We start from the raw sequence: 24,053 nt of genomic DNA on the forward strand, positions 1-24,053 counted from the left end.
GGACCAACGGGACCAAGTGGGCCTTCGGGGGATATCGGACCTCAGGGACCAACGGGACCAAGTGGGCCTTCGGGGGATATCGGACCTCAAGGACCTACGGGACCAAGTGGGCCTTCGGGGGATATCGGACCTCAGGGACCTACGGGACCAAGTGGGCCTTCGGGGGATATCGGACCTCAAGGACCTACGGGACCAAGTGGGCCTTCGGGGGATATCGGACCTCAGGGACCAACGGGACCAAGTGGGCCTTCGGGGGATATTGGACCTCAGGGACCAACGGGACCAAGTGGACCTTCGGGGGATATTGGACCTCAGGGACCTACGGGACCAAGTGGGCCTTCGGGGGATATTGGACCTCAAGGACCTACGGGACCAAGTGGACCTTCGGGGGATATTGGACCTCAGGGACCTACGGGACCAAGTGGGCCTTCGGGGGATATCGGACCTCAGGGACCAACGGGACCAAGTGGACCTACGGGACCAGCTGTTGCAGTTGCTGGAACCTTTAATGCTCCTCCCAATACGGTAGTTGTACCTCCAGCCGGGAACGCTCCTACAACCGTTGTTAGGGTAAGCGAGCCAGCAGGAGCATTTTCTGCTGATGTGAATGGGATAATAACTATTGTTCAGCCTGGATTCTACACAATGTCTTATACCGTAATAACAGCAACGGGAGAAGCTTCAAATTTTGCCTTGGCTAGTATAAGTCCACCCGCAGGTACAATCGCTGGATCATCATCAGGACAAAGTAATACTGGAACAGGACCACATGCGTTCTCAGGATTTGCTATTAGACGTTTTGCCGCAAATAGTCAAATAGCGATTCGGAATGTAGGTATGACCCCTAGTACTCTAATTGGAAATATAGATGGGACGCCAATTGATCCATGTACCCTCATGATTGTAAGAGTTGGTCCTTAAAATTAGGGTTCTAAAGCTGAGGTTCTGGTGAAAAAAGTGAGTAAAATGAAAAATAGCTAGAAAGTCCTCTTAAACAGAGGCTTCTAAGATACCAAATTAAAGAGATTATGTATGAAATTTACTTCTTCAGAGACAGAGGGACCTAGAGATTGAATCTGTCGTTTTTGGACCATGTACCAGAGGGGGGCTTTTGGGGGTAATGAAAATAGACGGATTCCTTTTAACTAGGTTCCGTCTTTCGTTCGTTTATAGTTTGAATGACAATAAATCATTTTCGATCTCTTCATTCGTAATTCCAATGTATCTCAAAGTAATCGAAGGATGCGAGTGATTCAAGATCATCTGTAACTTCGCTACATCCTTCGTCTGTTTGTAGTACCAGTAGCCGAACGTTTTCCTCATCGTATGAGTGCCAATTGAATCTACTTCTGCCATGTCTGCTGCCTTTTGTAACCGTTTGTATGCTTGGGATGTGTAGATTATTTCCTTTAATCCGAATACCTGTTTTGAACATCAAAAGAACCGCAACCGCATCCCTTAGATGGATAAAATTACTTAGGTCTAACAGGGAGAGTAAAACCCTTACATTTTGCTCCGATGCGCCCTCTTTGACTCTCTGATCAACTTTCACATGAATCGTCTTCCAAAACTTAGCTTCAATCCAACGGTTATCAAAACATCGTGAAAAAAAGGCCTTTAGGCATTTGAGACGTGTTAATTTTGTTTGATTGCTCACGTTCATGCTCTCTAGCCAATTGTATACGGTGTCTGCCGAAATGTCCTGAAGGTACTGTACGTTTGTGAACCTTTGGAAATGATTAACGTAGAATGTGTAATCGCTAATCGTCCTATCTCGAAATCCAGTGGCTTCCATTTGTCTTGCTACTAATTCTAATGCTTCAATAATACCCATGCCATCAGAAACCCTAGTTTCAGCTTTCTTCTTCGCTTTTTTTCTAGATTTTTCTTTCAAAGGAATCAAACCACCTTCAGATGTTTCTGAAAGTAAATCATTTACGTTCACCTTAACATCTAACAAACCTTTTCTTTTCGTCAACACAAAAACCCCCTGCATTATTCTAAGAACACGAGCTAGTTTCACTAAGCCGAAAATGGGTACATTTTGACTTTTTGACCGTGATACTGACCGTTGCACTTAGATACACAGAAGGTTGATATGACGCCTTTTTTTCCACTTTTCATTGGCATCCCAGGAGCGATTCGAACGCCCGACCGACGGCTTAGAAGGCCGTTGCTCTATCCAGCTGAGCTACTGGGACACAGTTACGATTTCATTCGCAAGTAAGTATGATTATACAAGGTTTACAGCCACCATGTCAACGAAAAAGTGAAGAAAATAAGCTGTTTCTTCACTTTTTCAATTGATAGGTTCCCCCACGCTCGGTAATCGGAGTACCGTCTACTTGGTGATAGGTGACTTCAATCTGCTGATCTGTGCCAATCGACAATACCGAATAAGTAGGGTACGCAAAGCCCCTTGCCTGCTTGATGCTTCCCGGGTTGATATACAAACGCTCATCCACCTGATCGCATACTGGATAATGAGAGTGACCGAAGCAAACGATCTGCGCATCCTTTTCCTCAGCCCGATATTTAAGCGGTAGCCCCGACTGACTCACTCGAAATAGATGTCCATGTGTCACATAAAAACGTAATCCATCCACTTCATACGTATCTTCTTCCGGAACCCGCTCCCAATCACAATTCCCACGCACCACCGTTAACGGGACATCTGGCAACTCGATCAAATCCGTACAAAAATCACCACAATGAATCGTATGATCCGGCTTCTCTCGCTCAATAATCTGCTCAAGTAAATCTTTCTTCCCATGAGAGTCACTTGTAATCAAGATCTTCATGCCAACTACCCCACCTCTCGTAAACGTTACGAGCTAACTATTTGACTTATTGTTAACCAGTAAATTGAATGGAATAGGGGCAATGTATTTGAGCTGTTGTCAGATTCATGCCCCGAAGCCATCTAATATCTAATCTACCTAGTTAGTCAACATGTCTAGAAAACGTATACGTCTCCTTCAACAACTCAACCAACTTCTTCGTCGCAATCGAACGATGACTAATCGCTCTCTTTTCCTCACTACGTAGCTCCGCCATCGTTTGCTCACGCTCTGGCATATAGAAAACGGGATCATATCCAAACCCATTTTCCCCTCTAGGCTCATGAGCCACAACCCCATGACATTCTCCCCGCACAAATTTGGATTCTTCATCCGGTACCGAAAGTGCCATGACACATACATAGTAAGCCCCACGATCCGAAGCAGGAATCGCCTCCATCTCGTGAAGCATTTTTTGAACATTTTGCTGGTCGGTGCTTCCTTCTCCTGCATATCGGGCCGAATACACACCTGGTGCTCCGTCCAAAGCAGGAACCACAATCCCTGAGTCATCGGAAAGAACCGGTTGTCCTAACCAACGAGAGATTGTTTCCGACTTCTTCACTGCATTTCCTTCAAACGTATCTTGATCCTCTATGATTTCAGGCGCATCTGGAAACTCATCTAATCCTTTCACGCCAATTCCTAGCTCTAACTGAAACAGATCACGGAACTCTTTTAGTTTATGCTGATTTTGGGATGCAATCAGTACATAGGGATACTGCCACGCTTTTTTCATGTTATACTCCTACTCCCACATAAGAAGCATGTTCACCGAGGGCATTCTTCTGTAGTTGGATCAGTTCTGCGATACCCGCTTTTCCTACCTCTAGTAGTTCCATCAGCTGTTCACTGCTAAACGGATTGGATTCGCCTGTACCTTGAATCTCTACAAACTTGCCTTGCCCTGTCATAATCAGATTCATATCCACCACAGCACTCGAATCTTCTTCATAGCACAGATCGAGGCGAACTTCATTACCCACAACACCAACACTCGTAGCAGCTAGGAAATCCTTAATAGGAAACTTAGAAATCGTACCCGCTTGTTTCAGTTTGGCTAATGCATCTACCAACGCTACAAACGCTCCTGTAATCGCAGCCGTACGTGTCCCGCCATCTGCTTGGATCACATCACAGTCAATCCAAATCGTACGCTCACCAAGCGCCTTTAGATCAATGACAGAGCGCAAGGTACGCCCAATTAGGCGCTGGATCTCCATCGTTCTGCCACCTAGTTTTCCTTTACTCGCTTCACGGATCGTACGTTGTTGAGTGGCCCGAGGTAGCATCGAATATTCGGCCGTAATCCATCCCTTGCCCGAATTTCGTAGAAACGGCGGAACTTTCTCTTCTATGGATGCCGTACAGATCACTCGGGTATCCCCCACGCTGATCAATACGGAACCTTCAGCCGATTTTATGTATGGACGAATGATTTCCACTGGTCTTAGTTGATTATTTTCTCGTGTGTCTGGTCTCAACAGCCTATCCCTCCAAATCCTAGATTTCTCTAGTATAGCATAATCAAATAGTACGCTCATAAAAAAGAAGATGCCTAGGCTTACAAAGAACCAAGCATCTCCTCCTGACCCTATTCTCCTATGTTTACTCACATAGAAACTGCATTAATCTTCTGTGGACGAGACACAGGATCCGATAACTTTTCACCCTTTGTCATCGTACTCATGCTATCTTTTCCATTCACGAGAAACTTCACTGTTTTCGCAGCTGTATTTTCCGTTAAAGAAAGGACAATCATATCAACCGCTTGTTGAGAAGCCTTGTTTTGCGTACTAAACTGTAAGAGCTGTTCTCCGAGGTCAGCTGTGACGGTATCTCCTTTTAGGGCGACATTGTTGACCGTTAACGTACTATCAAGGGCACTAACCAGTTTGGAATCTAACTCAGGTCCTCTTACTAGTTCTTGAAGAGCCGACTTCGCACGATTATCCGCACGGTTGATCATTCGGGTAACCGGAACATAGTAGACCGTGCGATCCTCTGACTGAGCCATAAAATACAAGGTAACCGGCATGCTTTGGGTCATATCAACTCCTTTAGCAATCTCTAAGTTGATCCCATCTTGACGAGAAAGCCCTTGTGTCTTCATCTTGCTTTTCGCCGTATATGGCTTCCCTTCCACGTTCAGGTTAACCGTTTTGACATTCCCAAATTGAGTAACAGTCCACGTAATCGCACTAAAGATGTGCTCCTCTTTCTTTGTATCATACTTGGTAAATTCCTTACTAAAATCAACCGTTGCAACTCCATCTTTCACTTGTACGCCTTTGATCTTCGTTCCTTTTGGAAGTGCACCTTGGAATCCTTTTGGAACCATTGATTTTGCTTGATCTTCTACCAAGTAAGATAGAGCTTCATTACTGTTTTTTAGCTCTTTTGAAAGGGTATAAGGCACCACATAACCCGAGTCAGTTAAGAAATACAGCTCAGAACCTTTCACAACTTTTTTATCGTCTGTTTTCTGGCTGGTTTTATTCTCTTTATCCCCCGATTTCGGATCCGCTGGCGGTGTTGTGGTAACGACACTAGATGCTTGTTCCATTTTTTTAGCCGCATCGGCTGGCGGTGGATCGACTGGTGCTACTGCATCTTTGTCTTGACCCATACATCCAACCAATAAAAACGGTACGATCAGGGCGGCACATACTTTTTTGTTCATATTTCGTTCCTCCTACAGGACAAGTATTGATATATGTATACGAGGAGAAACCGTTTTTAGGACAACTATTTTCAAAAAGAAAAAACCCACGATATAACGTATCTCATGGGCTTTTTAAGGCAATCGAACTTCTTTTGATGGAAAATGAACTAGGTCGGATGATAGTTTTACATGTTCTACTCGAACAATCTGTCCTAACCAATCTTGCGCAATGGCTTGGAAAGATCGTGGATCTCCTGTTGTGAAAAAACGATGAAATGACTTTCGCTCCGATAGAAGCGCTTGATATTGCAAAATAGTACTTAACTCCACAGCTGTCTCCTCAGCCGAGCTGATCAATTCGACATGTGTAGGGAGCACCTTCTTAAAAGAAGACGTTAATAACGGATAATGCGTACAGCCTAAAATTAAGGAATCATACTGCTTCTGCTCAAGGGGACGAAGCGCTTGCTCCACAATCTGATCGGCAAGTGAAGTGTTTCGCTGTCCACTTTCGACGAGAGGAACTAATGTGGGACAGGCCAAGCTATGCACGGTGAGATCTGGATTAAGTCGCTTAAGTGCATGCTCATAAGCTTTACTATGAATGGTACCAACTGTACCGATCACTCCAATTTCTCCCCGCTTAGATGCTTTAATCGCAGCTCTTGAACCCGGCTCAATGACTCCTAGCACAGGGAGCTTGATATGTTTCTGCACTTCAACTAATGCAGCAGCCGTCGCTGTATTACAGGCAATGACAATCGCTTTAAGCGGGTATTGGAGAAGATAGTCTATGATCTCAAAAGTGAATTGGCGCACTTCTTCTTTTGTTCGGGGTCCATAAGGACAGCGAAGAGTATCACCAAAGTAGTAGACCGTCTCTTTCGGCAGTTGTCTCATGATTTCTTTGACAACGGTAAGCCCACCTACGCCAGAATCCAAAACTCCAATCACATTACGATCCATAGTAACCACCTCCTCTTTACAGTTCCCTTAAAGTATCATGATATGATCGATAATGCTAGTCTGCTCAAACATATGTAATAAAAAGGACCCCTTTCACAAGGGGTTAGTCTTTCATTTTATCAAATAAAACCTGTAGGTAATCTCTCATAATTGTAGCGCTTTCATTTGTCTCATTTTCTAGTACTTGTGCCAAGTAGGCTCTGCGCGCTGCTAAAACCTCATTAATTACTTCTTTCCCGTATTCCAAGAGACGAATGCGAACCACACGGCGATCCTTATCATCACGGATTCGCGCGACCAACTTATTCTTCTCCATCCGGTCAATCAAATCGGTCATCGTACTACAAGCGAGATACATCTTTTGACTAAGATCCCCAATCGTTAGATCCCCCTCTTCATTTAACCAAAGCAAGGCATTTAATTGGGGTGGGGTAATGGGGAAATTGTGTAAAATTTCACGCCCATGGCGCTTTACAATCACACTAATTTCGCGTAATAGACGTTCAATCTCGTTGACAGTCTCGGGTGTAATAGAATGTTCTTTCATAAGGCTCCCCTTAATATTATATTCCCGCTCTACCTGAAGTCCTTGATTCTTGCAAGAGCTACGACTATTTTAACAAAAGATCATCCTACTTACGAGGAATTTCAGTTCCCAAGCAAAAGCTCCCCTATTGATTAGGGAAGCTCTTGCTTTCGAGACTGAGTTTTTAGATCAAACGATAACTAGCACTTTGGCTCAGGCATAACGACGCAAATCGTTTGCAGACGAACGTAGCATACACATTGGCCCTCGCAAATCACAAGGTGATCGCGTTTTACTTTTAGTAACTCGCCTCTGTATTTTCCACAAGTCGTTGTGATACATACTTTTCTTCCACACAGACATCTTAAAGCCTCATATAAGTATGGCTCTACGATCTCCATCCGGCTATAACCATATCCTTGTTCCATTGGCTTCTTCGGCATTGGCATTGGCATTGGTCTGTATGGTTCGCGCTTTACATCGTAATTATTTTCCATGGACTTATCCTCCCCTATGTTTAATCACATTCATGATATGTGACTAAGGTGCATATGGACTGGGATAAATGCCCATTTTATGGAAAAGTTTTTTAAAACACGCTCTATAATATTTCTTGCTTCTTCCGCATACAAAATCCACTCAAAAACGTCATCATCGTATGAACCGCTGCTCTTACCGTCATCTCGGCAACGTCTTTTCTTGGATCCACGCATACGATATCCATTGCTTTTACTAGTGGGTGTTGGCTTGCTTCATAGATGGCAGAAAATAACTCGTCCGTGCGCATGCCACCCACTGTTGCAGCGGCAACCCCTGGTGCATAGGCTATGTCTAAAACGTCCATATCGACTGTCAAATAAATCGTATCCACTTCTTGTTCCAGTTGCTGTAATGCACGCTGAATCGTTTCCACCATCCCCGCCATACGTGCTTCTCGTAGCGGAATATAGCGTACTCCCTTTAACTGAGCGTAATCTCGCAACGATTTCGTATTATAAAATCCATGTAAACCAATATTCCATACATCTGAGCCCTTGATCGCTTGGCTTTCTATTAAATTACGAATAACGGTACCATTACTGGGTCCGCTTGTTAGAGGGCGGAGATCAAAATGGGTATCTAATTGCAAGATCCCGATTCTTTCACCAGGATGCGCCCGTTTCCATCCCTTCACGAGTGGAGCTGTAATGGAGTGGTCCCCACCAATCGTAATCGGAAACGTCCGCGGGAACTGCTTTCGAAGCAACGTCATAGCTTCTTCAATTCGCTGGTGATTAATCCCGATATCGGTAGTATGCTGGATCACATCTCCCACATCCACGATCCGAAGAGGGGTTAAGTCGAGATCATAATCTACATGATAAGGTACAAAATACTTCCACATCCTACGAAATGCTTCTGGATGCTCACTCGCAGCTGATGCACTGATGGAAGATCTTGATAGCGGAACTCCTAGCAACGTAACATCCCAATTTTGCGCTTGGCATAAGTCCCACCAATCTCCATTCTTGCGGGAACAAATCCAATCACTCACACGCTCAACTGTATCTGTTTCTCTCCAATGAAAGGCAGGCAACTCGACTACTTCTGATAGTTGATGTTTCAATTCGGTCTCTCCTCATTTGGTCCCATCGTAGTTGGATTTAAAGGGTCCGATCCCTGTCCCCATGCGGGCGGATCTTGATTCGAGCGATTTTTTCGCTTCTTTATGAACCAAAAGATTCCCACTATCAACGCCATCCCGATTACACCGAGTGTCACGATAACCCATAAATTGATTACCGAAACTTGTACTTGGATCGGCTTTTTATTTTTCAAGTCCCATACTAACGTTCCATCATCTTCAACTCGATCCGCGTTATGGGAATCTGGTTTGACAGGCAACGTTAACTTAAATCGGGAGTTGATCATCCCGGCAAGATCTCCAGCATTACTTAACGCCGTCCCCATTTCCTGCCTATTTAGCTGATAAGTAGTGAATAGAAAGCTTTTCTTTTTCGCAAAAGTTACACCCTCAGCTTCTTCTCCCATTAAGTCCCACTCTTTTGGATTGGCTACATCTTGGATCTTCTTGGTAAAAGTAAAACCATATTGGCCAGCTTGATCTGATATTTTTTTCTCAAAGCCTTTCTTCTCAAGCTCTTTAAACGGTCCATCTCCCTCAGGCCCTACTGCTTCTTTCAATTTATCCCATACTTGTTTATCCGTTGTCATAACCTTCAGTTGAAATGTTCCTGTCCCGTCACGGTTAACGGTGGCATGAAGATCCGCATCCACACAACCGACTAACGTTAACATCATCACAACTAATATAAAAAGAAAACCAGACCGTCTCCCTAGCCGCATGAAAATACCTTCCCCTTCTTATTCCTACTTAACAAAGCCTCTACTTAGCAAATGACTGGATCATCTTAGCCACTTCGCGAGCCGTACAGGTCAATTTTTTCGCTTTCATGTTTTCGATTAACTGTTCTCGGTTCGCCCAAGTACTTGTAACAGCATCTAAAAATGATTCATTCGCTAAATCCTCTTCCATTAGCACCTCAGCAATCCCCTGTTTCCCGAATAGACTTGCATTCAAAATCTGATCCCCACGACTCGCCGCACGCGATAATGGAATCAAAAGCATCGGTTTATGTAAAGACGCAAATTCAAAAATAGAGTTAGACCCTGCACGAGAAACAACCAGATCGGCCATAGCCATCAAATCAGGCAATTCCCAGCTCACATATTCAAACTGCCGGTATCCAGGCTTCCTTAATAATGATTGATCCATAGCACCTTTTCCTGTGATATGTACAATCTGATACGTTGGTAACAGGGCATCGAGATTCTCCCGGACCACTTGGTTAATCTTCTGGGAGCCCATACTTCCGCCCATCACTAGCAAGACAGGTTTACTCGACACGAAATCGCATAAAATCAGGCCTCTTTTGCGATCCCCACTAAATAATTCCTCTCGTACAACTGCCCCTAAATACTCACCCTTATTTCCTTTAATATGTTTCATCGTCTCGGCAAACGTCGTACAAACTTTACTCGCAAATGGCATCGCGATCTTATTGGCCAACCCTGGGGTTAGATCCGATTCATGAATAATAATCGGCACACGATTCATCCAACCTCCTAGTACAACTGGGACCGAAACAAATCCACCTTTTGAGAAAATAACATTTGGTTTGAGTTTGCGTATCTTACGGTACGCCTCCCAAATCCCTTGCAACACCTTAAACGGATCTTTTATATTTTTCAAATCAAAATAACGGCGAAGCTTCCCTGTAGTCACAGGCTCATACGGAACATTCTCCAACTTTCCAATTAACTCCCGCTCAATCCCGTCATGAGAACCAATATACGAAACTTCCCACTGATCTTCTTGAAACTTCGGAATCAGAGCTAGATTGACCGTAACATGCCCTGCCGTTCCACCACCCGTAAACAATACCTTTTTTTTCTTCATATCCCCTTTGATTCCTCTCGTAAATGTAAGACGTAGAATACTCGAACACATATAGCAAAAGCGTCCTTTGAATGCATCTACTGTAGCACAAAAAGCTGTTAATGAACCAGTAAATTAGGAACAAATTAGGGGCAATGTATCCCATAACAATCGCAATCTACACACTCTTTTATGATATACTCATCCATAATAAATCTACTCTCATCCTAACCAATGTAAGGTGTGACCCATCGTGACACATTCATCCCCACAACTTTTATTCGAATTTCCTGACTTGCAAGGAAGAAGCAATCCTCTCACATTTTTAAATCCGATTCACATCGTAACGGCCTATTCATTAGAAGAGATCATCCCTTCCCTTCAGCAGCTTCAAGAATATCTGCAAGCGGGATTTTATGTAGCAGGATGGCTATCTTATGAGTCTGGAGCCATCTTTGTATCAAGCGATATCTGCAATACGTCGAGTGAAGTTCCTTATCTGTGGTTCGGTGTATATGAAAAGCCGATCAAAGGAGATTTCTTACATCGACCGCTTCATCCCGTTCATCATCTCTCTTGGCAATCCCTCATTTCAAGAGAGCAGTACCAACAAGGGATTCAGACGATTAAAGAAGAGATTGCAAAGGGCAATACCTACCAAGTGAACTATACCCTTCGAGTAGAAAGTCCATGGAACCATCAAGATCCACTTGCTTTCTATCGACAGTTAACAGATGTCCAACAAGCATCTTATACATCCTATATCGATACAGGACGTTTTCAAGTTCTCTCCGCATCTCCAGAGTTGTTCTTTCGAATCGATCAATCCACGATCACAACAAGGCCGATGAAAGGAACGATGGCTCGCGGGAGCAATCCAGAGGAAGACCGTCAAAACAAAGAATGGCTTTCACAGTCCGAAAAAAACCGAGCAGAGAATGTCATGATTGTCGATCTTCTTCGTAACGACCTTGGAAAAGTAGCCCTACAAGGTACCGTTGAAGTCCCAGAGCTATTTTCCATTGAAACCTATCCAACCCTGTTTCAAATGACATCTACCATTATAGCCCAACTAGACAAAGGGGCTACACCTCTAGAGATTTTCCAAGCCCTATTTCCATGTGGCTCTATCACAGGGGCTCCTAAAAGAAGTACGATGCAGATTATCGATAGGATCGAAGAAGCCCCGCGAAATGTATACTGTGGAGCCATCGGATTCTGGACTCCTGAGGGAGATGCAGCCTTTAACGTTCCCATTCGTACGGTTCAAATCGATCAAGAAAAACAGCTTGCTACCTATGGAGTTGGCGGGGGGATTACGTGGGATTCTACTGCCGAAGAAGAGTATGAAGAAGTCCTCATGAAAACAGCCATTCTCCAGAAAGCAACTCCTACCTTTCAATTAATCGAAAGCATCCTATTAAAAGAAGGGCACTATTGGCTAGTTGATTTACATGAAAAACGAATCTCTCATTCTGCTAAAGCCTTAGGTTTTCCGTGTGATCTATCTATCTATCAAACCCATTTAGCACAGTTTGCTCTTCATCATCCCCATGATAGCTGGAAGGTTAGAATCACTCTAGATCATCTCGGTCATTGGGATATTATCGGAGAACGGATCCAGCGCGCCAGAGAGTCACAATTAATCGGACTGGCTACTACTCCCGTCTCTCGAAATCATCCCTATCTCTATCACAAGACAACCGAGAGAGGCGTCTATCAGTTACATAAACAAACAAAACCCGATTTATATGATGTACTGCTATGGAATGAGCAAGGTGAGCTAACCGAATTCACGACTGGCAATCTCGTTCTGGAAATAGATGGTATTCACTACACTCCCCCCATCTCTTCCGGTCTCTTAAACGGCACTTTCCGGCAACAACTTATCCAAACAGAAAAAGTGGTAGAGAAAATTTTGTATAAAGAGGATCTCGTTCACACTACCCAAATCTGGCTCATTAATAGTGTCCGTAGCTGGGTTCCTGTTCATTTGGTAGAGAAATCACCCTGATGTAGCTAAACAAAGCCAACTGCTCATGATCACATGAAAGTTGGCTTTGCTCATATTTATCGTAACTTGGAAAACCTTCTCACCATGTACAAAACATTTCATACTCCGTAATAAAACTCAGAATAAAATGAAAAATGTATAGCGGGTTTCCCAAAGGTATTTTCAGTTCTTCAGTTTCTTCATTCTTTTTGTGATAAAACATGACTTAAGCAAAAATATCGTAGAATCTTCCCGAATAAATGTGAATTCCATCATCTAGATCAACTTGCATAAAATCAAGGAACGTAAACTCTACTTCTTGTCCATTGCCCAAATGCATCTTCAGTCTTCTCGCTCTTGTATTAACAGGATTGTCGATCGAACACGTAAGTGTCATTTCATCCTCATCCTTGTGGATCGATGGGTAGACATATTCGGCCTTCAGTACCTCCACTTGAGCCCAACGTTTCAAACCATACAAAATCGGTTCTACTTCACTCGCTTTTCCTTTAATCTTCACTTCTACCACAATTCGATCTCCTTTCAGAATTTGTTATATTTCGTAGCGACAAGTCCATCATGCCATAGTATAATTATTTTGACCAATAATGAAAATTCTGTAAGAAATATAGGTTAGGAAGATTTCCTCACTCTTACACTACCTAAAAAAGTCTTTCAGAGTGAAAATGAAGCAATTAGATGAAACTTAACCTTTTGATCATTAAAACCATAAAATATGGCAAGAAATTTTTTCGGGAGGAACTGACATGAAAGAGTATATATACATTCATGCAGAGCTAGGCAAACAGATCCGCTTAGCACGTAAAAAGAAGAACTTACGACAAGAAGATCTAGCAGACGACTTAATTTCCACTGGAACCATCAGTAAAATTGAGTGTGGCTCTCATCATATAGGCAAGGAAAAACTTCGATATCTGTGCGATAAACTAGAGATCGGCTTCGACTCTCTCCTACATACAGACGAACAACATGAACAACAGCAATTAAACGATCAGATCGTAATGATGGGCATCGAAATGAAAGGCACCATCGATCCAGAACTTAGCTGGGAAGAGATTCGCACGCTAAAGTATACGAAAGATGATCATCGAATCTGCAATGTTACCTATCTACGCGGAAGATATTATGAGTATAAGAAAAAGTGGGACTACGCTCGGCTAAACTACCAGCAGTGTATCGCTCTTCTCGATCAACACAAAGAGCTGCATTCGACCAATCTAGCTTCCATCTGCTACTATGCATTGGGTAGAACGTACTATCTGGATAATCAAGTAGAAGAGGCGCTACAACATACCATAGCCGCCGAACAATGCTTCCATCCCAGCGGTGACAAAGCACATATGATCCATTTCTTTCAAATCGCAAAAGCCATCTATTTAGAGCGACTCAATGTCACAGAAGAAGCCTACGTGATTATCAATGAATTATGGGAACAGAAAGAGCAGATTGATAGTAGCGAGGTATTGTTAAATTTGTACGAGGTACGAGCTCGTCTCTTTAACCGAATGGAACATTACGATAAGGCTATTGAGTGTGCGTTAGTCGGCATTGAAAAAGCCAAGTACAACTATGCCTATGATCGCCTTTGTGAGTTATGGACCGTACTTGGCGATGGTCTGACGAAAAAAAGTATGTGGTCAGATGCAGAATATGCATACGGTTGCTCTCTTCAATTGGAAAGCAAATTAAAGAAAAAACAGCCCATTGTGGTAGCCAATACCAAACTGGGCCTACTCCATTTAAAGCAAGGGAATATCACGGAAGCTGAGGAAGTCCTAAAAAGAGCGGTGTCCCTCGCTTCTTCGACAACAGACGCTATGGATTATGTCGAGGCCCTTATCATATATGGAGAATGTCAGTACGTTCAAAAAAAGTGCCTAAAAGCAATTGAATGGTGGGAAAAAGCCTTAAAGATAGCGGAAGATAAAGCCTTATCTAAGCATAAACGAAGAATCCTAATGCAACTCGCAAATGTATGCGCAAATTATGACAAAAAAAAATATCAATTTTATATTGACAAATTCTTACGAATCTCCGTACAATTAGAGACAAGTAAACAGTAAGTATAAAATTTTCCAGTTGTACAAAATGCTGTTTATGTCAAAGAAGGAATTTGCTTGACAAATCATGGCAATCCCGCACTGATTTTTCGCCAAATTCTGTTTCTATCATCTATTTTACCAATAGGAGTTGATGGACATGTTGTTCACTTTCGGTGATCCACCATTAGAGTAGAATATTCAGATCTATGTTAAATAGGTCTTTTAAAAAAAGGATTTGCTTATCTCCTCATCTATGGGACAAGCAAATCCTTATTTCTCTTTTAGCCAAATCGACCTGCGATATAATCCTCTGTTCTTTGATCAGAAGGCGCATGAAATATCTTTTCCGTCGTATCAAATTCAATGATTTCTCCTTGTAAAAAAAAGGCCGTATCATCTGAAATTCTAGCCGCTTGTTGCATGTTATGCGTTACGATGACAATCGTATATTGTTTACGTAGCTCTCCGATTAACTCTTCAATCTTAGCCGTTGAAATAGGATCCAGCGCTGAAGTCGGTTCATCCATCAGCAAAATTTGTGGATGTACTGCCAAAGCCCGCGCGATACAAAGGCGCTGTTGTTGTCCACCTGATAATCCATAAGCTGGCTTTTTTAGAATATCCTTTACCTCATCCCAAAGGGCCGCTGCTTTCAGACTCTGTTCGACGACTTCATCTAACTCTTTCCGATCCCGCATCCCATGAATCCTCATACCAAATGCGACATTATCATAGATACTTTTTGGAAATGGATTTGGCTGTTGAAAAACCATTCCGATGTTTTTACGCAGATTTTCTACATTTACATCTGCATGGTAGATGTTTTGGTCCGCTACTAAAATTTCTCCCTCAATACGTACGCCTTGGATCATATCATTCATTCGATTTAATGATCGTAAAAAGGTAGACTTTCCGCAACCTGATGGACCAATTAAGGCTGTAATCGACCGCTCTTTTATCTCACCCGAAATATTTTTTAAAGCGTGATGTTTATCATAGTATAGATCAACGTTTTTCATTTGAATAATAGACATAGACAAGCCTCCTAGTATCGCTTCTGGTATTTATTTCGCAAGTAAACCGCTAACAGATTCATGGTAAGAAGGACAACTAAAAGAACAATAATCCCAGCGGCCGCAACGGCTCTAAAATCATCTTGTGGGCGAGAAGTCCAGTTAAAGATTTGAATCGGCAACACGGTAAATGGATCCATTGGAGATGCCGGAACAAAGGAGACAAATGTAAGGGCGCCCACTACGACAAGGGGGGCTGTTTCGCCGATTGCACGTGATAAAGCTAAAATGACACCTGTTAAGATATTAGGCAAAGCAGTTGGGATTACCACACGGCTAATTGTTTGCCATTTGGAAGCGCCTAGTGCATAAGAAGCATTTCTCATATGTTGTGGAACACTGCGAATCGCTTCTTGTGAGGATACGACTATAATCGGTAAAACGAGTAATGACATTGTAAACACGCCTGCAAGTACGGCCTGTCCTAACATGAGCCCCTGGACAAATACGGCTAACCCTAAAATCCCGTATACGATTGATGGAACCCCAGCAAGATTATGAATGTTTACTTGAATGAGACGGGTAAACCAGCTCTTCTTCGTATATTCCTCTAAATAAAGAGCTGTCCCGACTCCTAGAAAAAAGGCAATTGGACCCGTGAGCATGATAATCCAGATGCTCCCAACCAAAGCCGCCGCCACTCCTGCCTTTGCTGGGAACCGTGAAGAAAAGTTAGTAAAGAAATCCCAAGTTAACCACCCTGCTCCGTCTGACACGATCTGGTAGAGGAGTATGCCTAAAAAAGCAATTCCAAAAAAGGTAGCGGAGAGGAATGTAATTTTTGCAAAATGGTCCATTATTTTTCGAATTCTCCAGTTCCCTTGATCCATCAATACTCCTCCTTAAATCGTCTCTTCAACCACTGGGCAATTAAATTAATGAGGAAAGTTAAAACAAATAAAGTCATTCCAACCGCAAAAATGGTTTTATATTCAATCGAGCCATGTTGGATATCACCTAAGCTCACTTGGACGATATAGGCGGTCATCGTTTGCACACTTTCCAGCGGGTTCAACGTTAATTTCGGAGTTGCACCAGCCGCAATCGTTACAATCATCGTCTCGCCAATCGCTCTTGAGATCGCTAGGACAAAAGAAGAGATGATTCCAGAGAAAGCCGCAGGAACCACTACTTTCCTCGCTACCTCTAATCGGGTGGCTCCTAGAGCGTAAGCTCCATTTCGCAATGATTTCGGAACGGACACCATCGCATCTTCACTAAGCGATGCCACCATCGGCAAAATCATAATCCCTACCACGATACTGGCACTTAAGGCATTAAAGACTCCCATGTCTGGAAAGATCACTCGAAGAAGCGGAGTAACAAAGGTTAACGCAAAATACCCGTAAACGATCGTGGGAATTCCCGCTAATACTTCTAAAATAGGCTTGATCACTCTTCTAACTCGATCGTCTGCATATTCACTCAGATAAATAGCTGCCATCAATCCTAATGGCAATGCCACAAGCGACGCACCTACCGTAATCAGGAGAGATCCACTTAAAAGTGATAAGATTCCAAAGTGCTCTGGTTTAAAAAGCGGGGTCCATTTCGTATCTGTCAAAAAGGAAAATAATGAAACGTCTTTAAAAAAGGAGAGCGTTTCTACTAATAAAACAGCCACAATCCCAATCGTCGTTAAAATTGAAACCATGGCACAAAGGAATAAAATGGACTTAACGATTAAATCTTCTCGATTCATTCGTTTCTTTTGGACAATCCCTGGAGTTTCTTTCTGTGAATGATTCCCAGCCGAACGATTCCTTGTATCTTTTAACACCACTTCATTCATCTTCGTACCCACCTCCTTTAGGAATAGAAATGTGACGCCACGGATTGACGCCACATTCTTCCTCGCTTTTTGATTAATTTACTTTACTTAATCCAGCTTGGTATTCTTCTTTCTTCAGTGGTACATAATAGACAGCCTTTGTCATCTCTTCTGCATTTTCCATGTAGTACTTCACAAACGATTTCACTTCTGGTTTTTGGAGTGAATTTTTACTTACATAGATAAATAATGGCCGGGAAAGAGGCTTGTAAGTACCATCCTTAATCGTTTCCATCGAAGGTGTTACGGTCTTCCCACCTGATTCGATCGGAACGAGTTTTAAATCCTTGGCGTTTTCCTCATAGTATGAAAATCCAAAATAACCTAAGCTATTTTTGTCTCCTTTTACTCCTGTTACTAAAACATTATCGTCCTCGCTCTGGTTATAATCGGCTCGGCTCTTCTTCGCTTCCCCTACAATCGCTTCGGTGAAATACTCAAACGTACCGGAATCCGTTCCAGGACCATATAATTTAATGGGTTCCGCTGGCCAGCTAGGTCGAACATCTTTCCATGTCTTCACTTTGCTGCCTGGTTCCCAGATTTTCTTCAATTCAGCTACTGTTAATTTGTCTACCCATGTATTTGCTTTGTTTACCACTAGTGAAATTCCATCATAAGCAATCGGAAGCTCTAGGTAATCCACTTTATTCGTAGTAGCCTGTGTCTTTTCTGCATCTTTAATCTTGCGTGATGCATTGCTAATATCAAGATCACCCGCTACAAACTTCTTAAAGCCACCACCCGTACCGGATACCCCCACGGTTACCTTTACATTTGGATTCGCTTTTTGAAACTCTTCAGCAACCGCTTCAGTGATCGGAAACACTGTACTCGATCCATCTATCTTGATACTACCTGACGCTTTCGTTGCACCTGCGTCTTTACTTGCTCCCTGACCACAACCTGTCAATGTGGAAGCAGTTAATGCTACCGCAACTAAAGCCAAGCCTATTTTCTTCAAACTCATGGATGAGCCTCCTAAAAATGATTAATTATTTCACAAGCACATCCTAACAGGCCACTTTTGATACATTATTATGGAATTGTAAATGTTTATTAAGAACTACAAAGGAGATGTCCCAGTAAAATGGAACAGCCCCTTTGTATGCATGGCATATATAATGTTTTGTTACTCCTATCGACGTCCTACATAACTTTCAGTATCATTCCAGAAAAACTTGCATAACGTAACAGTGTTATGTTACATTTTTGTCAGGAGGGGAATAGCATGGATCAAGAGCTAATTTCTAAGAAAGACTTATTACACGAAGCCGATATCTCGTACGGACAACTTTATCGGTGGAAACGCAAGCAACTTATACCTGAAGAATGGTTTATACGTAAATCTACCTTTACTGGGCAAGAAACGTTTTTTCCTAGAGAAAAGATTTTAGAGCGAATTGAAAAGATCAAGCAACATAAAGATGACCTCTCTTTAGACAACTTGGCACAGCTTTTTACAAAGAAAATAGACGAAGAGCCTCATTTTCAAAACATATCTTTGTCTCACTTACTTTCAAATGAAATGATCTCACAGGCAACCAGAGATCTCTGCCAGCTTGAGTTAACTAATGTAGATACCCTCCCATACTCACAAGCTTTTACGCTATTTGTGATCGAGGAGATCTTATCTTCTGGCTCTTGTTCGTTAGAAGAAGCAAAATTGATTCTAACATTGCTTCGTGATCAGGAAGAGAGCTTCATTCAGAAGCCTTATGTCCTTTTCGTAACTCGTAAGTTAGGCGTGGCTACCGCTATCTTGCTCCATCAACACGATGAAGTTCATTTTGACTCCGCTAGTAAGATCATCATGAATTTGTCTCTAGATGAGTTACAAGAACGATTTAAACAACAATTACTCACGCACGGAGGGATCTCATGAATACAGAACGAAAACCACGATTATCCATTAATGGAGCGGCAACGGTTGATGGCGGAAGATATCGAGAAGTAAAAATTGCGGGGCAGGGTACAATCAATGAAGATTTAGATACCATCCAGTTAACAGTGAATGGTCACCTAGAGGGGCTCGGAGATATCGCCGCCGAATTGATGACGGTAAATGGAAGACTCGTCACACAAAGGGATTTGTCAGCCAAAAAGGCCCAAGTAAACGGACTCGTCAAAGTATGGGGTGACTTACAAGCTTCTAGGTTGCGAATCCATGGCGAAGTAGTCGGCAAGCAAAACCTAACAAGCGAATCGATTCACATCTATGGCTCCCTAAAGCTAGACGGTGACTGCAATACGGATTCGTTTACAGGAAAAGCTCAGTTTCAAATCAATGGATTATTAAATGCAGATCAAATTGATATTGGTTTATACGGAGGTAGCTCTGCCAAGGAGATCGGCGGAGAAAAAATCATCATTAAGAAAGGTAGAAAATGGGATAAACTCCTTCCTTGGTTACAATCTGAACTGAAAGTGGAATGTATCGAAGGAGATTATATCGAACTAGAAAACACACAAGCTAAGATCGTCCGTGGAAAGCAGATTATCATTGGGAAAGATTGCACCATTGATCGGATCGAATATCAGGACTCCTACACCGCTCACACCGATTCAAAAGTAGGAGAAGCTGTAAAAATATAGCACATATTGAAGAAGAGTCTCATGTATCATCGAGGCTCTTCTTATTTTTTACATAAACAATCTCGCAATATGGAAAAATACTACTTGACCAAATGTAGTTGCGCCTATAATATATTTAAACGAACTTAATCATTAGTGGTGGTGAATAGTTATATATATATAATTAAATGGAGGTCGTAATATTGAGCCATACGGAACTTCAACTGGATCGGATTTTAAAGTCCCTCTCTGTCTTTATGGATAAGATTCGATCCGAGATGACCCATTTCAAAGATCTAAACCTGACGACCCCCCAATTTCACGTTCTGAAATACTTATTATCAAAGGGGCCTACGAAGGTGAAAGAGCTAGCCGAAAAAATGGATGTAAAGCCGAGTGCTATCACGGTTATGATCGACCGCTTAGTTCAAAATAATTACGTAGTACGTCATCATGACTCTACTGATCGGAGAGTGATTTATATAAGTGTAACGGATGATGGCAAGAGGGTCCTTCAAACGATTCGAAAAAGGCATAAAGCAACTATACAACGGTATTTAGTACATCTTGATAAACAAGAACTGGAAGCCTTTGCCGACACATTTGAAAAGCTCTCTGAACTTCCTACCCAATAAAAATGACTACACATGAAATGAGGTTATTCTATGGATAGTGAAATTACACAAAAAACGTCACACGAACAAGGAAAGAATGGCTTATTAATCGCTGGATTAATTATTGCCATGCTATTTGCAGCATTAGACGGAACGATCGTAGGGACGGCTATGCCCCGCATCGTTGGTGAGCTAGGTGGCCTTAGCTTAATGACCTGGTTGACCACCGCCTATATGCTAACATCGACCGCCGTTGTGCCTATTGCAGGTAAACTGGCAGACTTACTAGGGCGTCGTGCGATCTATGTAACAGGATTAGTTGTTTTCATGGTCGGATCTGCTCTATCAGGTTTATCTCAGACGATGGAGCAATTAATTATTTTCCGTGCGATCCAAGGGATTGGCGGTGGCGTGATGATGCCGATGGCTATGATTATCATCGGTGATTTATTTTCAGGTAAGGAGCGGGCCAAGTGGCAAGGGATTTTTGGTGGATTGTATGGTCTATCCTCTATCCTCGGACCTCAAGTAGGTGGATGGATTGTAGACTACATGTCATGGGAATGGGTTTTCTACATTAACCTTCCAGTCGGCATTTTAGCCACTATTTTCATCGCTCTCGGCTTGAAAAAACATAAAGTCTCAGGACCGATTTACTTTGATATCCCTGGGATGCTTACGATGATTATTGGGGTTGTCAGCTTACTATTAGCCCTTACATTTGGTGGAAAAGATTATGCCTGGGGATCATGGCAGACGCTAAGCTTATTTGCACTCGCTCTCGTCTCGCTCGTTTCCTTTGTCTTTATTGAATTACGTTCAAAAGACCCTATTTTACCCGTTCGCTATTTCCGAAATCGTGCATTTGTCACCTTAAATGGAATTGGTTTCTTCATGGCAGTGGGCATGTTTGGAGCCATTATGTTCGTTCCTCTCTTCATGCAAGGAGTAGTGGGTGTAAGCGCCACCGATTCCGGCACGATCATGACTCCTATGATGATCACCATGATTATTACTAGTATTATCGGGGGCCAATTGGTTCAAAAAGTCGGTATGAAGCCTCAAATTTATGCAGGTATGATTATCATGGCCATCGGGTTTAGCCTATTGATGACCATGAATCTAGAAACGACGAAATTAATTGCTACCGGTTATATGATGATCATTGGTCTCGGGATTGGTCTTGTGATGCCTTTATTAACACTCGGACTACAAGAAAGCTTCTCCAAAGACGAGTTAGGTGTCGTTACCTCCTCAAGTCAGTTCTTTCGCCAAATCGGGGGTACATTCGGGATGACCATCTTAGGTGCTGTGATGAATGCGAGAACCTCTGATTTACTTAAATCTAACCTAGTTCCCACTTTAGAAAAACTACCTGCTACGGCTCATGATTTTGTAACAAACATGGAATCTATGATCTCCAAAGACGCTCAGAGCGTTTACTCTATGCTGTTTAATCCAGATGCATTAAGCAAGATTCCAAAACCGATCCTAGATTCGATTGTTCCAATCATGAAAAGCTCTATGGTCGAATCATTACATTCCGTCTTCCTCTGGGGACTGGTATTCATCGTACTCGGTGGCATGATCACGTTCTTCCTGCCAAAAATCAAGCTATCTGATGAATCCCAAAGCAAAAAGCACGAAGAGGATTCAATCCAAGTAGACCCTGAGCCTGTGAAGTAACAGATCAAAAAAAGTCAGCTTTCCAATAGGAAAGTTGGCTTTTTTCATATACTGTGAAACTAGACATAAAAAAGCAACCAGTTCCTCTTATTAAGGAATTGGTTGCTTCTGTTCAAACGAAGACTATCTCGATTTCACTTTGCCACGATCAGATCCCCCGCGTTTGCCTCCGCCAGAGAACTTCCCGCCACCTTTACTACTACCTTTAAAGCCACCTTTGCCGCTTCCACCCTTACTGCTACCGCCTCTGTAGCCACCCTTGTCGCCTTCACCACGAGAGCGATTCGATGAGGAAGAACGGCGATCCCCAGAAGGACCATCTGAGAAACTACCGTCGTTATAGCTAAAGCGATTGCGATCGTTTCTTGGTTTACCACCAAATGAACGATCTCCACCGCCACGACGATCTCCACCACCACGACGGCCACCGCCACCACCACGACGCATTGAGTAATGATCATCGCTGATTTGGACTGGTGTTTTGTCTGGTTCTCTAGTTAGCAGTTTTAGAGCTGCTGATAGTAAGGTAACCGAGTCGTTGGACTCTAAGAGAGCTTCTGCTGATTCAATATAAGAAGTAATCTCTTCCTCTTTCTCAGCAACCTCGAGCAAGCGTTGTACCGCTAATCTTTGTTGGCCTTCCACTACTTCATGAATGGTCGGAACCGACAAACGATTCATCTTACGCTTCGTTTGTTGTTCAATCATGCGAAGATGATCCATTTCACGGAAGCTAGCAAACGTAATGGCCATTCCTTCTTTACCAGCACGGCCCGTACGTCCGATTCGGTGAACATAGCTTTCTGAGTCTTGAGGGATATCGAAGTTATATACATGGGTAACACCCGAGATATCCAAACCACGTGCTGCTACGTCGGTGGCAACCATGATATCAATCGTTCCTTCTTTGAAACGACGAATCACTGTATCACGACGTGCTTGAGAGAGATCCCCATGGATGCCTTCGGCGGAGTAGCCACGTTTGGTTAATCCCTCTGTAATTTCGTCTACACGCTTCTTAGTGCGTCCAAAGATAATCGCTAACTCTGGAGATTGAATATCAAGCAGATTACACAATGAATCAAACTTTTGTTTCGGTGCTAGTTCGATATAGTACTGCTCGATACTAGGCATGGTTACTTCTTTTGCTTTAATCTTGATCTCTACCGGATCAATCATAAATTTAGATGCCAAATTACGAATGCGTGGAGGCATCGTTGCAGAGAATAGAAGGGTCTGACGTTCAGATGGACATTCCGAAAGAATCGCCTCAATCTCTTCCACAAAACCCATTTGTAACATTTCATCTGCCTCGTCCAATACAACCATAGCTAGGTTTTGCAGACGAATTGTACGACGTCGCATATGGTCTTGCATACGACCTGGTGTAGCCACGATAATGTGTGGATGCTTCTTAAGAGAACGAATTTGACGATCGATCTCTTGACCACCGTAAATCGGCAGCGCACGCACTTTTTTCGATTGACCTACTCTGTTTAACTCTTCCGCTACTTGGATCGCCAACTCACGAGTAGGAGTCAGAATCAAGGCTTGTACATGCCCAGACTCAAGGTCCATTTTCTCTACGATTGGAATCCCAAATGCCGCAGTCTTCCCTGTTCCTGTCTGTGCTTGGCCTAAAACATCTCGCCCAGCGAGAGAGACTGGAATCGTTTCTGATTGGATAGGAGTTGCTTCTTCAAATCCCATCTGATGCACCGCTTGCAATAGCTCAGCACTAAGGCCGAGTTCACTAAATTTCGCCAAGGATTAATAATCCCCT

General features: G+C 42.8%; 23 protein-coding genes, 1 tRNA gene and 2 pseudogenes. 7 read left to right on the plus strand and 19 right to left on the minus strand.

All coding sequences use genetic code 11. The annotated features are described in order from the left end of the window. On the plus strand, nucleotides 1-921 hold a 921-nt coding region (locus EDD57_RS14920), incomplete at its 5' end, for a collagen-like domain-containing protein (protein WP_481170252.1). A gap of 246 nt (nucleotides 922-1,167) precedes the next feature. Here EDD57_RS14920 and EDD57_RS14715 read toward each other — a convergent pair. The 13 genes and pseudogenes from EDD57_RS14715 to EDD57_RS04590 form a co-directional block, all read right to left on the minus strand. Next, nucleotides 1,168-1,401: pseudogene (locus tag EDD57_RS14715) on the minus strand (tyrosine-type recombinase/integrase); the annotation flags it as partial. 190 nt (nucleotides 1,402-1,591) lie between these two features. Next, a pseudogene (locus tag EDD57_RS15040) lies at nucleotides 1,592-1,996 on the minus strand (tyrosine-type recombinase/integrase); the annotation flags it as partial. 128 nt (nucleotides 1,997-2,124) lie between these two features. Further along, nucleotides 2,125-2,201 (minus strand) — tRNA-Arg (locus EDD57_RS04540). A 90-nt stretch (nucleotides 2,202-2,291) separates the two neighbouring features. After that, nucleotides 2,292-2,801 carry a metallophosphoesterase family protein gene (locus EDD57_RS04545; protein ID WP_131848298.1) on the minus strand — a complete coding sequence of 170 codons (510 nt, stop codon included), beginning with the start codon at nucleotides 2,799-2,801 and terminating at the stop codon, nucleotides 2,292-2,294. Nucleotides 2,802-2,943: 142 nt separating this feature from the next. Then, a complete protein-coding gene (locus EDD57_RS04550) occupies nucleotides 2,944-3,579 on the minus strand; it encodes an XTP/dITP diphosphatase (RefSeq protein ID WP_131848299.1) in 636 nt (211 codons plus the stop codon). A 1-nt stretch (nucleotide 3,580) separates the two neighbouring features. After that, nucleotides 3,581-4,324, minus strand: coding sequence for a ribonuclease PH (gene rph, locus EDD57_RS04555; protein WP_131848300.1), 744 nt, complete (start codon nucleotides 4,322-4,324; stop codon nucleotides 3,581-3,583). A 128-nt stretch (nucleotides 4,325-4,452) separates the two neighbouring features. Next, nucleotides 4,453-5,523 (minus strand): GerMN domain-containing protein, encoded by a 1,071-nt coding sequence (locus EDD57_RS04560; protein ID WP_131848301.1) that lies wholly within the window; start codon nucleotides 5,521-5,523, stop codon nucleotides 4,453-4,455. 114 nt (nucleotides 5,524-5,637) lie between these two features. Beyond that, nucleotides 5,638-6,471 carry a glutamate racemase gene (gene racE / locus EDD57_RS04565; protein WP_131848302.1) on the minus strand — a complete coding sequence of 278 codons (834 nt, stop codon included), beginning with the start codon at nucleotides 6,469-6,471 and terminating at the stop codon, nucleotides 5,638-5,640. A gap of 103 nt (nucleotides 6,472-6,574) precedes the next feature. After that, nucleotides 6,575-7,018 carry a MarR family winged helix-turn-helix transcriptional regulator gene (locus tag EDD57_RS04570; protein WP_131848303.1) on the minus strand — a complete coding sequence of 148 codons (444 nt, stop codon included), beginning with the start codon at nucleotides 7,016-7,018 and terminating at the stop codon, nucleotides 6,575-6,577. Nucleotides 7,019-7,197: 179 nt separating this feature from the next. Continuing rightward, nucleotides 7,198-7,494: a DUF2642 domain-containing protein gene (locus EDD57_RS04575; RefSeq protein WP_131848304.1), complete on the minus strand. Its 297-nt coding sequence runs from the start codon at nucleotides 7,492-7,494 to the stop codon at nucleotides 7,198-7,200. A 104-nt stretch (nucleotides 7,495-7,598) separates the two neighbouring features. Further along, complete coding sequence (locus EDD57_RS04580; RefSeq protein ID WP_131848305.1) at nucleotides 7,599-8,603, minus strand: agmatinase family protein; 1,005 nt, start codon at nucleotides 8,601-8,603, stop codon at nucleotides 7,599-7,601. Continuing rightward, the gene (locus tag EDD57_RS04585) at nucleotides 8,600-9,343 is read right to left on the minus strand and encodes a DUF3153 domain-containing protein (protein WP_131848306.1); all 744 of its coding nucleotides are present in this window, start codon (nucleotides 9,341-9,343) and stop codon (nucleotides 8,600-8,602) included. Before EDD57_RS04585 ends, EDD57_RS04580 begins: the two co-directional genes overlap by 4 nt. A gap of 40 nt (nucleotides 9,344-9,383) precedes the next feature. Continuing rightward, nucleotides 9,384-10,457, minus strand: a complete 1,074-nt coding sequence (locus tag EDD57_RS04590) for an undecaprenyldiphospho-muramoylpentapeptide beta-N-acetylglucosaminyltransferase (protein ID WP_131848307.1) — start codon at nucleotides 10,455-10,457, stop codon at nucleotides 9,384-9,386. A gap of 232 nt (nucleotides 10,458-10,689) precedes the next feature. Here EDD57_RS04590 and pabB point away from each other — a divergent pair, with 232 nt between their 5' ends. Next, the gene (gene pabB / locus EDD57_RS04595; RefSeq protein WP_131848308.1) at nucleotides 10,690-12,450 is read left to right on the plus strand and encodes an aminodeoxychorismate synthase component I; all 1,761 of its coding nucleotides are present in this window, start codon (nucleotides 10,690-10,692) and stop codon (nucleotides 12,448-12,450) included. Nucleotides 12,451-12,655: 205 nt separating this feature from the next. Here pabB and EDD57_RS04600 read toward each other — a convergent pair whose 3' ends face one another. Beyond that, nucleotides 12,656-12,958 (minus strand): hypothetical protein, encoded by a 303-nt coding sequence (locus EDD57_RS04600; RefSeq protein ID WP_131848309.1) that lies wholly within the window; start codon nucleotides 12,956-12,958, stop codon nucleotides 12,656-12,658. A gap of 238 nt (nucleotides 12,959-13,196) precedes the next feature. Between EDD57_RS04600 and EDD57_RS04605 the strand changes: the two genes are divergently transcribed. Further along, nucleotides 13,197-14,513, plus strand: a complete 1,317-nt coding sequence (locus EDD57_RS04605) for a helix-turn-helix domain-containing protein (protein ID WP_131848310.1) — start codon at nucleotides 13,197-13,199, stop codon at nucleotides 14,511-14,513. A 260-nt stretch (nucleotides 14,514-14,773) separates the two neighbouring features. Here the strand turns inward: EDD57_RS04605 and pstB are convergent, their stop codons facing one another. The 4 genes from pstB to EDD57_RS04625 all read right to left on the minus strand — a co-directional run bounded on the left by pstB (nucleotide 14,774) and on the right by EDD57_RS04625 (nucleotide 18,366). Then, nucleotides 14,774-15,526, minus strand: coding sequence for a phosphate ABC transporter ATP-binding protein PstB (pstB, locus tag EDD57_RS04610; protein WP_131848311.1), 753 nt, complete (start codon nucleotides 15,524-15,526; stop codon nucleotides 14,774-14,776). 11 nt (nucleotides 15,527-15,537) lie between these two features. Beyond that, entirely contained in the window at nucleotides 15,538-16,395 is an 858-nt protein-coding gene (gene pstA / locus EDD57_RS04615) for a phosphate ABC transporter permease PstA (protein WP_131848312.1), read from the minus strand. Beyond that, on the minus strand, nucleotides 16,395-17,267 hold the full coding sequence (gene pstC / locus EDD57_RS04620) for a phosphate ABC transporter permease subunit PstC (protein WP_243649439.1): 873 nt from the start codon (nucleotides 17,265-17,267) through the stop codon (nucleotides 16,395-16,397). Before pstC ends, pstA begins: the two co-directional genes overlap by 1 nt. Nucleotides 17,268-17,430: 163 nt before the next feature. Beyond that, nucleotides 17,431-18,366 (minus strand): PstS family phosphate ABC transporter substrate-binding protein, encoded by a 936-nt coding sequence (locus EDD57_RS04625; RefSeq protein WP_131848314.1) that lies wholly within the window; start codon nucleotides 18,364-18,366, stop codon nucleotides 17,431-17,433. A 261-nt stretch (nucleotides 18,367-18,627) separates the two neighbouring features. Between EDD57_RS04625 and EDD57_RS04630 the strand changes: the two genes are divergently transcribed. From EDD57_RS04630 to EDD57_RS04645, 4 genes are all read left to right on the plus strand, one after another. Continuing rightward, nucleotides 18,628-19,281 carry a DUF4004 family protein gene (locus EDD57_RS04630; protein ID WP_165873668.1) on the plus strand — a complete coding sequence of 218 codons (654 nt, stop codon included), beginning with the start codon at nucleotides 18,628-18,630 and terminating at the stop codon, nucleotides 19,279-19,281. After that, complete coding sequence (locus EDD57_RS04635) at nucleotides 19,278-19,991, plus strand: hypothetical protein (protein ID WP_131848316.1); 714 nt, start codon at nucleotides 19,278-19,280, stop codon at nucleotides 19,989-19,991. The genes EDD57_RS04630 and EDD57_RS04635 overlap by 4 nt, the downstream gene beginning before the upstream one ends. 182 nt (nucleotides 19,992-20,173) lie before the next feature. Next, nucleotides 20,174-20,605 carry a MarR family winged helix-turn-helix transcriptional regulator gene (locus EDD57_RS04640; protein ID WP_165873669.1) on the plus strand — a complete coding sequence of 144 codons (432 nt, stop codon included), beginning with the start codon at nucleotides 20,174-20,176 and terminating at the stop codon, nucleotides 20,603-20,605. A gap of 30 nt (nucleotides 20,606-20,635) precedes the next feature. Then, nucleotides 20,636-22,270 carry an MDR family MFS transporter gene (locus tag EDD57_RS04645; RefSeq protein ID WP_131848318.1) on the plus strand — a complete coding sequence of 545 codons (1,635 nt, stop codon included), beginning with the start codon at nucleotides 20,636-20,638 and terminating at the stop codon, nucleotides 22,268-22,270. Between the two features lie 123 nt (nucleotides 22,271-22,393). Here the strand turns inward: EDD57_RS04645 and cshA are convergent, their stop codons facing one another. Continuing rightward, nucleotides 22,394-24,037 carry a degradosome RNA helicase CshA gene (gene cshA, locus EDD57_RS04650; RefSeq protein WP_131848319.1) on the minus strand — a complete coding sequence of 548 codons (1,644 nt, stop codon included), beginning with the start codon at nucleotides 24,035-24,037 and terminating at the stop codon, nucleotides 22,394-22,396. Nucleotides 24,038-24,053 lie beyond the last annotated feature (16 nt).

The organism is Baia soyae (assembly GCF_004341445.1).
Lineage (GTDB): Bacteria > Bacillota > Bacilli > Thermoactinomycetales > Thermoactinomycetaceae > Baia > Baia soyae.

What these genes read in the sequence shown, in the direction of transcription:
- EDD57_RS04545 (WP_131848298.1), bottom strand. Translation starts at nt 2,801, where the DNA reads ATGAAGATCTTGATTACAAGTGACTCTCATGGGAAGAAAGATTTACTT.
- EDD57_RS04550 (WP_131848299.1), bottom strand. Translation starts at nt 3,579, where the DNA reads ATGAAAAAAGCGTGGCAGTATCCCTATGTACTGATTGCATCCCAAAAT.
- EDD57_RS04560 (WP_131848301.1), bottom strand. Translation starts at nt 5,523, where the DNA reads ATGAACAAAAAAGTATGTGCCGCCCTGATCGTACCGTTTTTATTGGTT.
- racE (WP_131848302.1), bottom strand. Translation starts at nt 6,471, where the DNA reads ATGGATCGTAATGTGATTGGAGTTTTGGATTCTGGCGTAGGTGGGCTT.
- EDD57_RS04570 (WP_131848303.1), bottom strand. Translation starts at nt 7,018, where the DNA reads ATGAAAGAACATTCTATTACACCCGAGACTGTCAACGAGATTGAACGT.
- EDD57_RS04575 (WP_131848304.1), bottom strand. Translation starts at nt 7,494, where the DNA reads ATGGAAAATAATTACGATGTAAAGCGCGAACCATACAGACCAATGCCA.
- EDD57_RS04585 (WP_131848306.1), bottom strand. Translation starts at nt 9,343, where the DNA reads ATGCGGCTAGGGAGACGGTCTGGTTTTCTTTTTATATTAGTTGTGATG.
- EDD57_RS04590 (WP_131848307.1), bottom strand. Translation starts at nt 10,457, where the DNA reads ATGAAGAAAAAAAAGGTATTGTTTACGGGTGGTGGAACGGCAGGGCAT.
- EDD57_RS04605 (WP_131848310.1), top strand. Translation starts at nt 13,197, where the DNA reads ATGAAAGAGTATATATACATTCATGCAGAGCTAGGCAAACAGATCCGC.
- pstB (WP_131848311.1), bottom strand. Translation starts at nt 15,526, where the DNA reads ATGTCTATTATTCAAATGAAAAACGTTGATCTATACTATGATAAACAT.
- pstA (WP_131848312.1), bottom strand. Translation starts at nt 16,395, where the DNA reads ATGGATCAAGGGAACTGGAGAATTCGAAAAATAATGGACCATTTTGCA.
- pstC (WP_243649439.1), bottom strand. Translation starts at nt 17,267, where the DNA reads ATGAATCGAGAAGATTTAATCGTTAAGTCCATTTTATTCCTTTGTGCC.
- EDD57_RS04625 (WP_131848314.1), bottom strand. Translation starts at nt 18,366, where the DNA reads ATGAGTTTGAAGAAAATAGGCTTGGCTTTAGTTGCGGTAGCATTAACT.
- EDD57_RS04630 (WP_165873668.1), top strand. Translation starts at nt 18,628, where the DNA reads ATGGATCAAGAGCTAATTTCTAAGAAAGACTTATTACACGAAGCCGAT.
- EDD57_RS04635 (WP_131848316.1), top strand. Translation starts at nt 19,278, where the DNA reads ATGAATACAGAACGAAAACCACGATTATCCATTAATGGAGCGGCAACG.
- EDD57_RS04645 (WP_131848318.1), top strand. Translation starts at nt 20,636, where the DNA reads ATGGATAGTGAAATTACACAAAAAACGTCACACGAACAAGGAAAGAAT.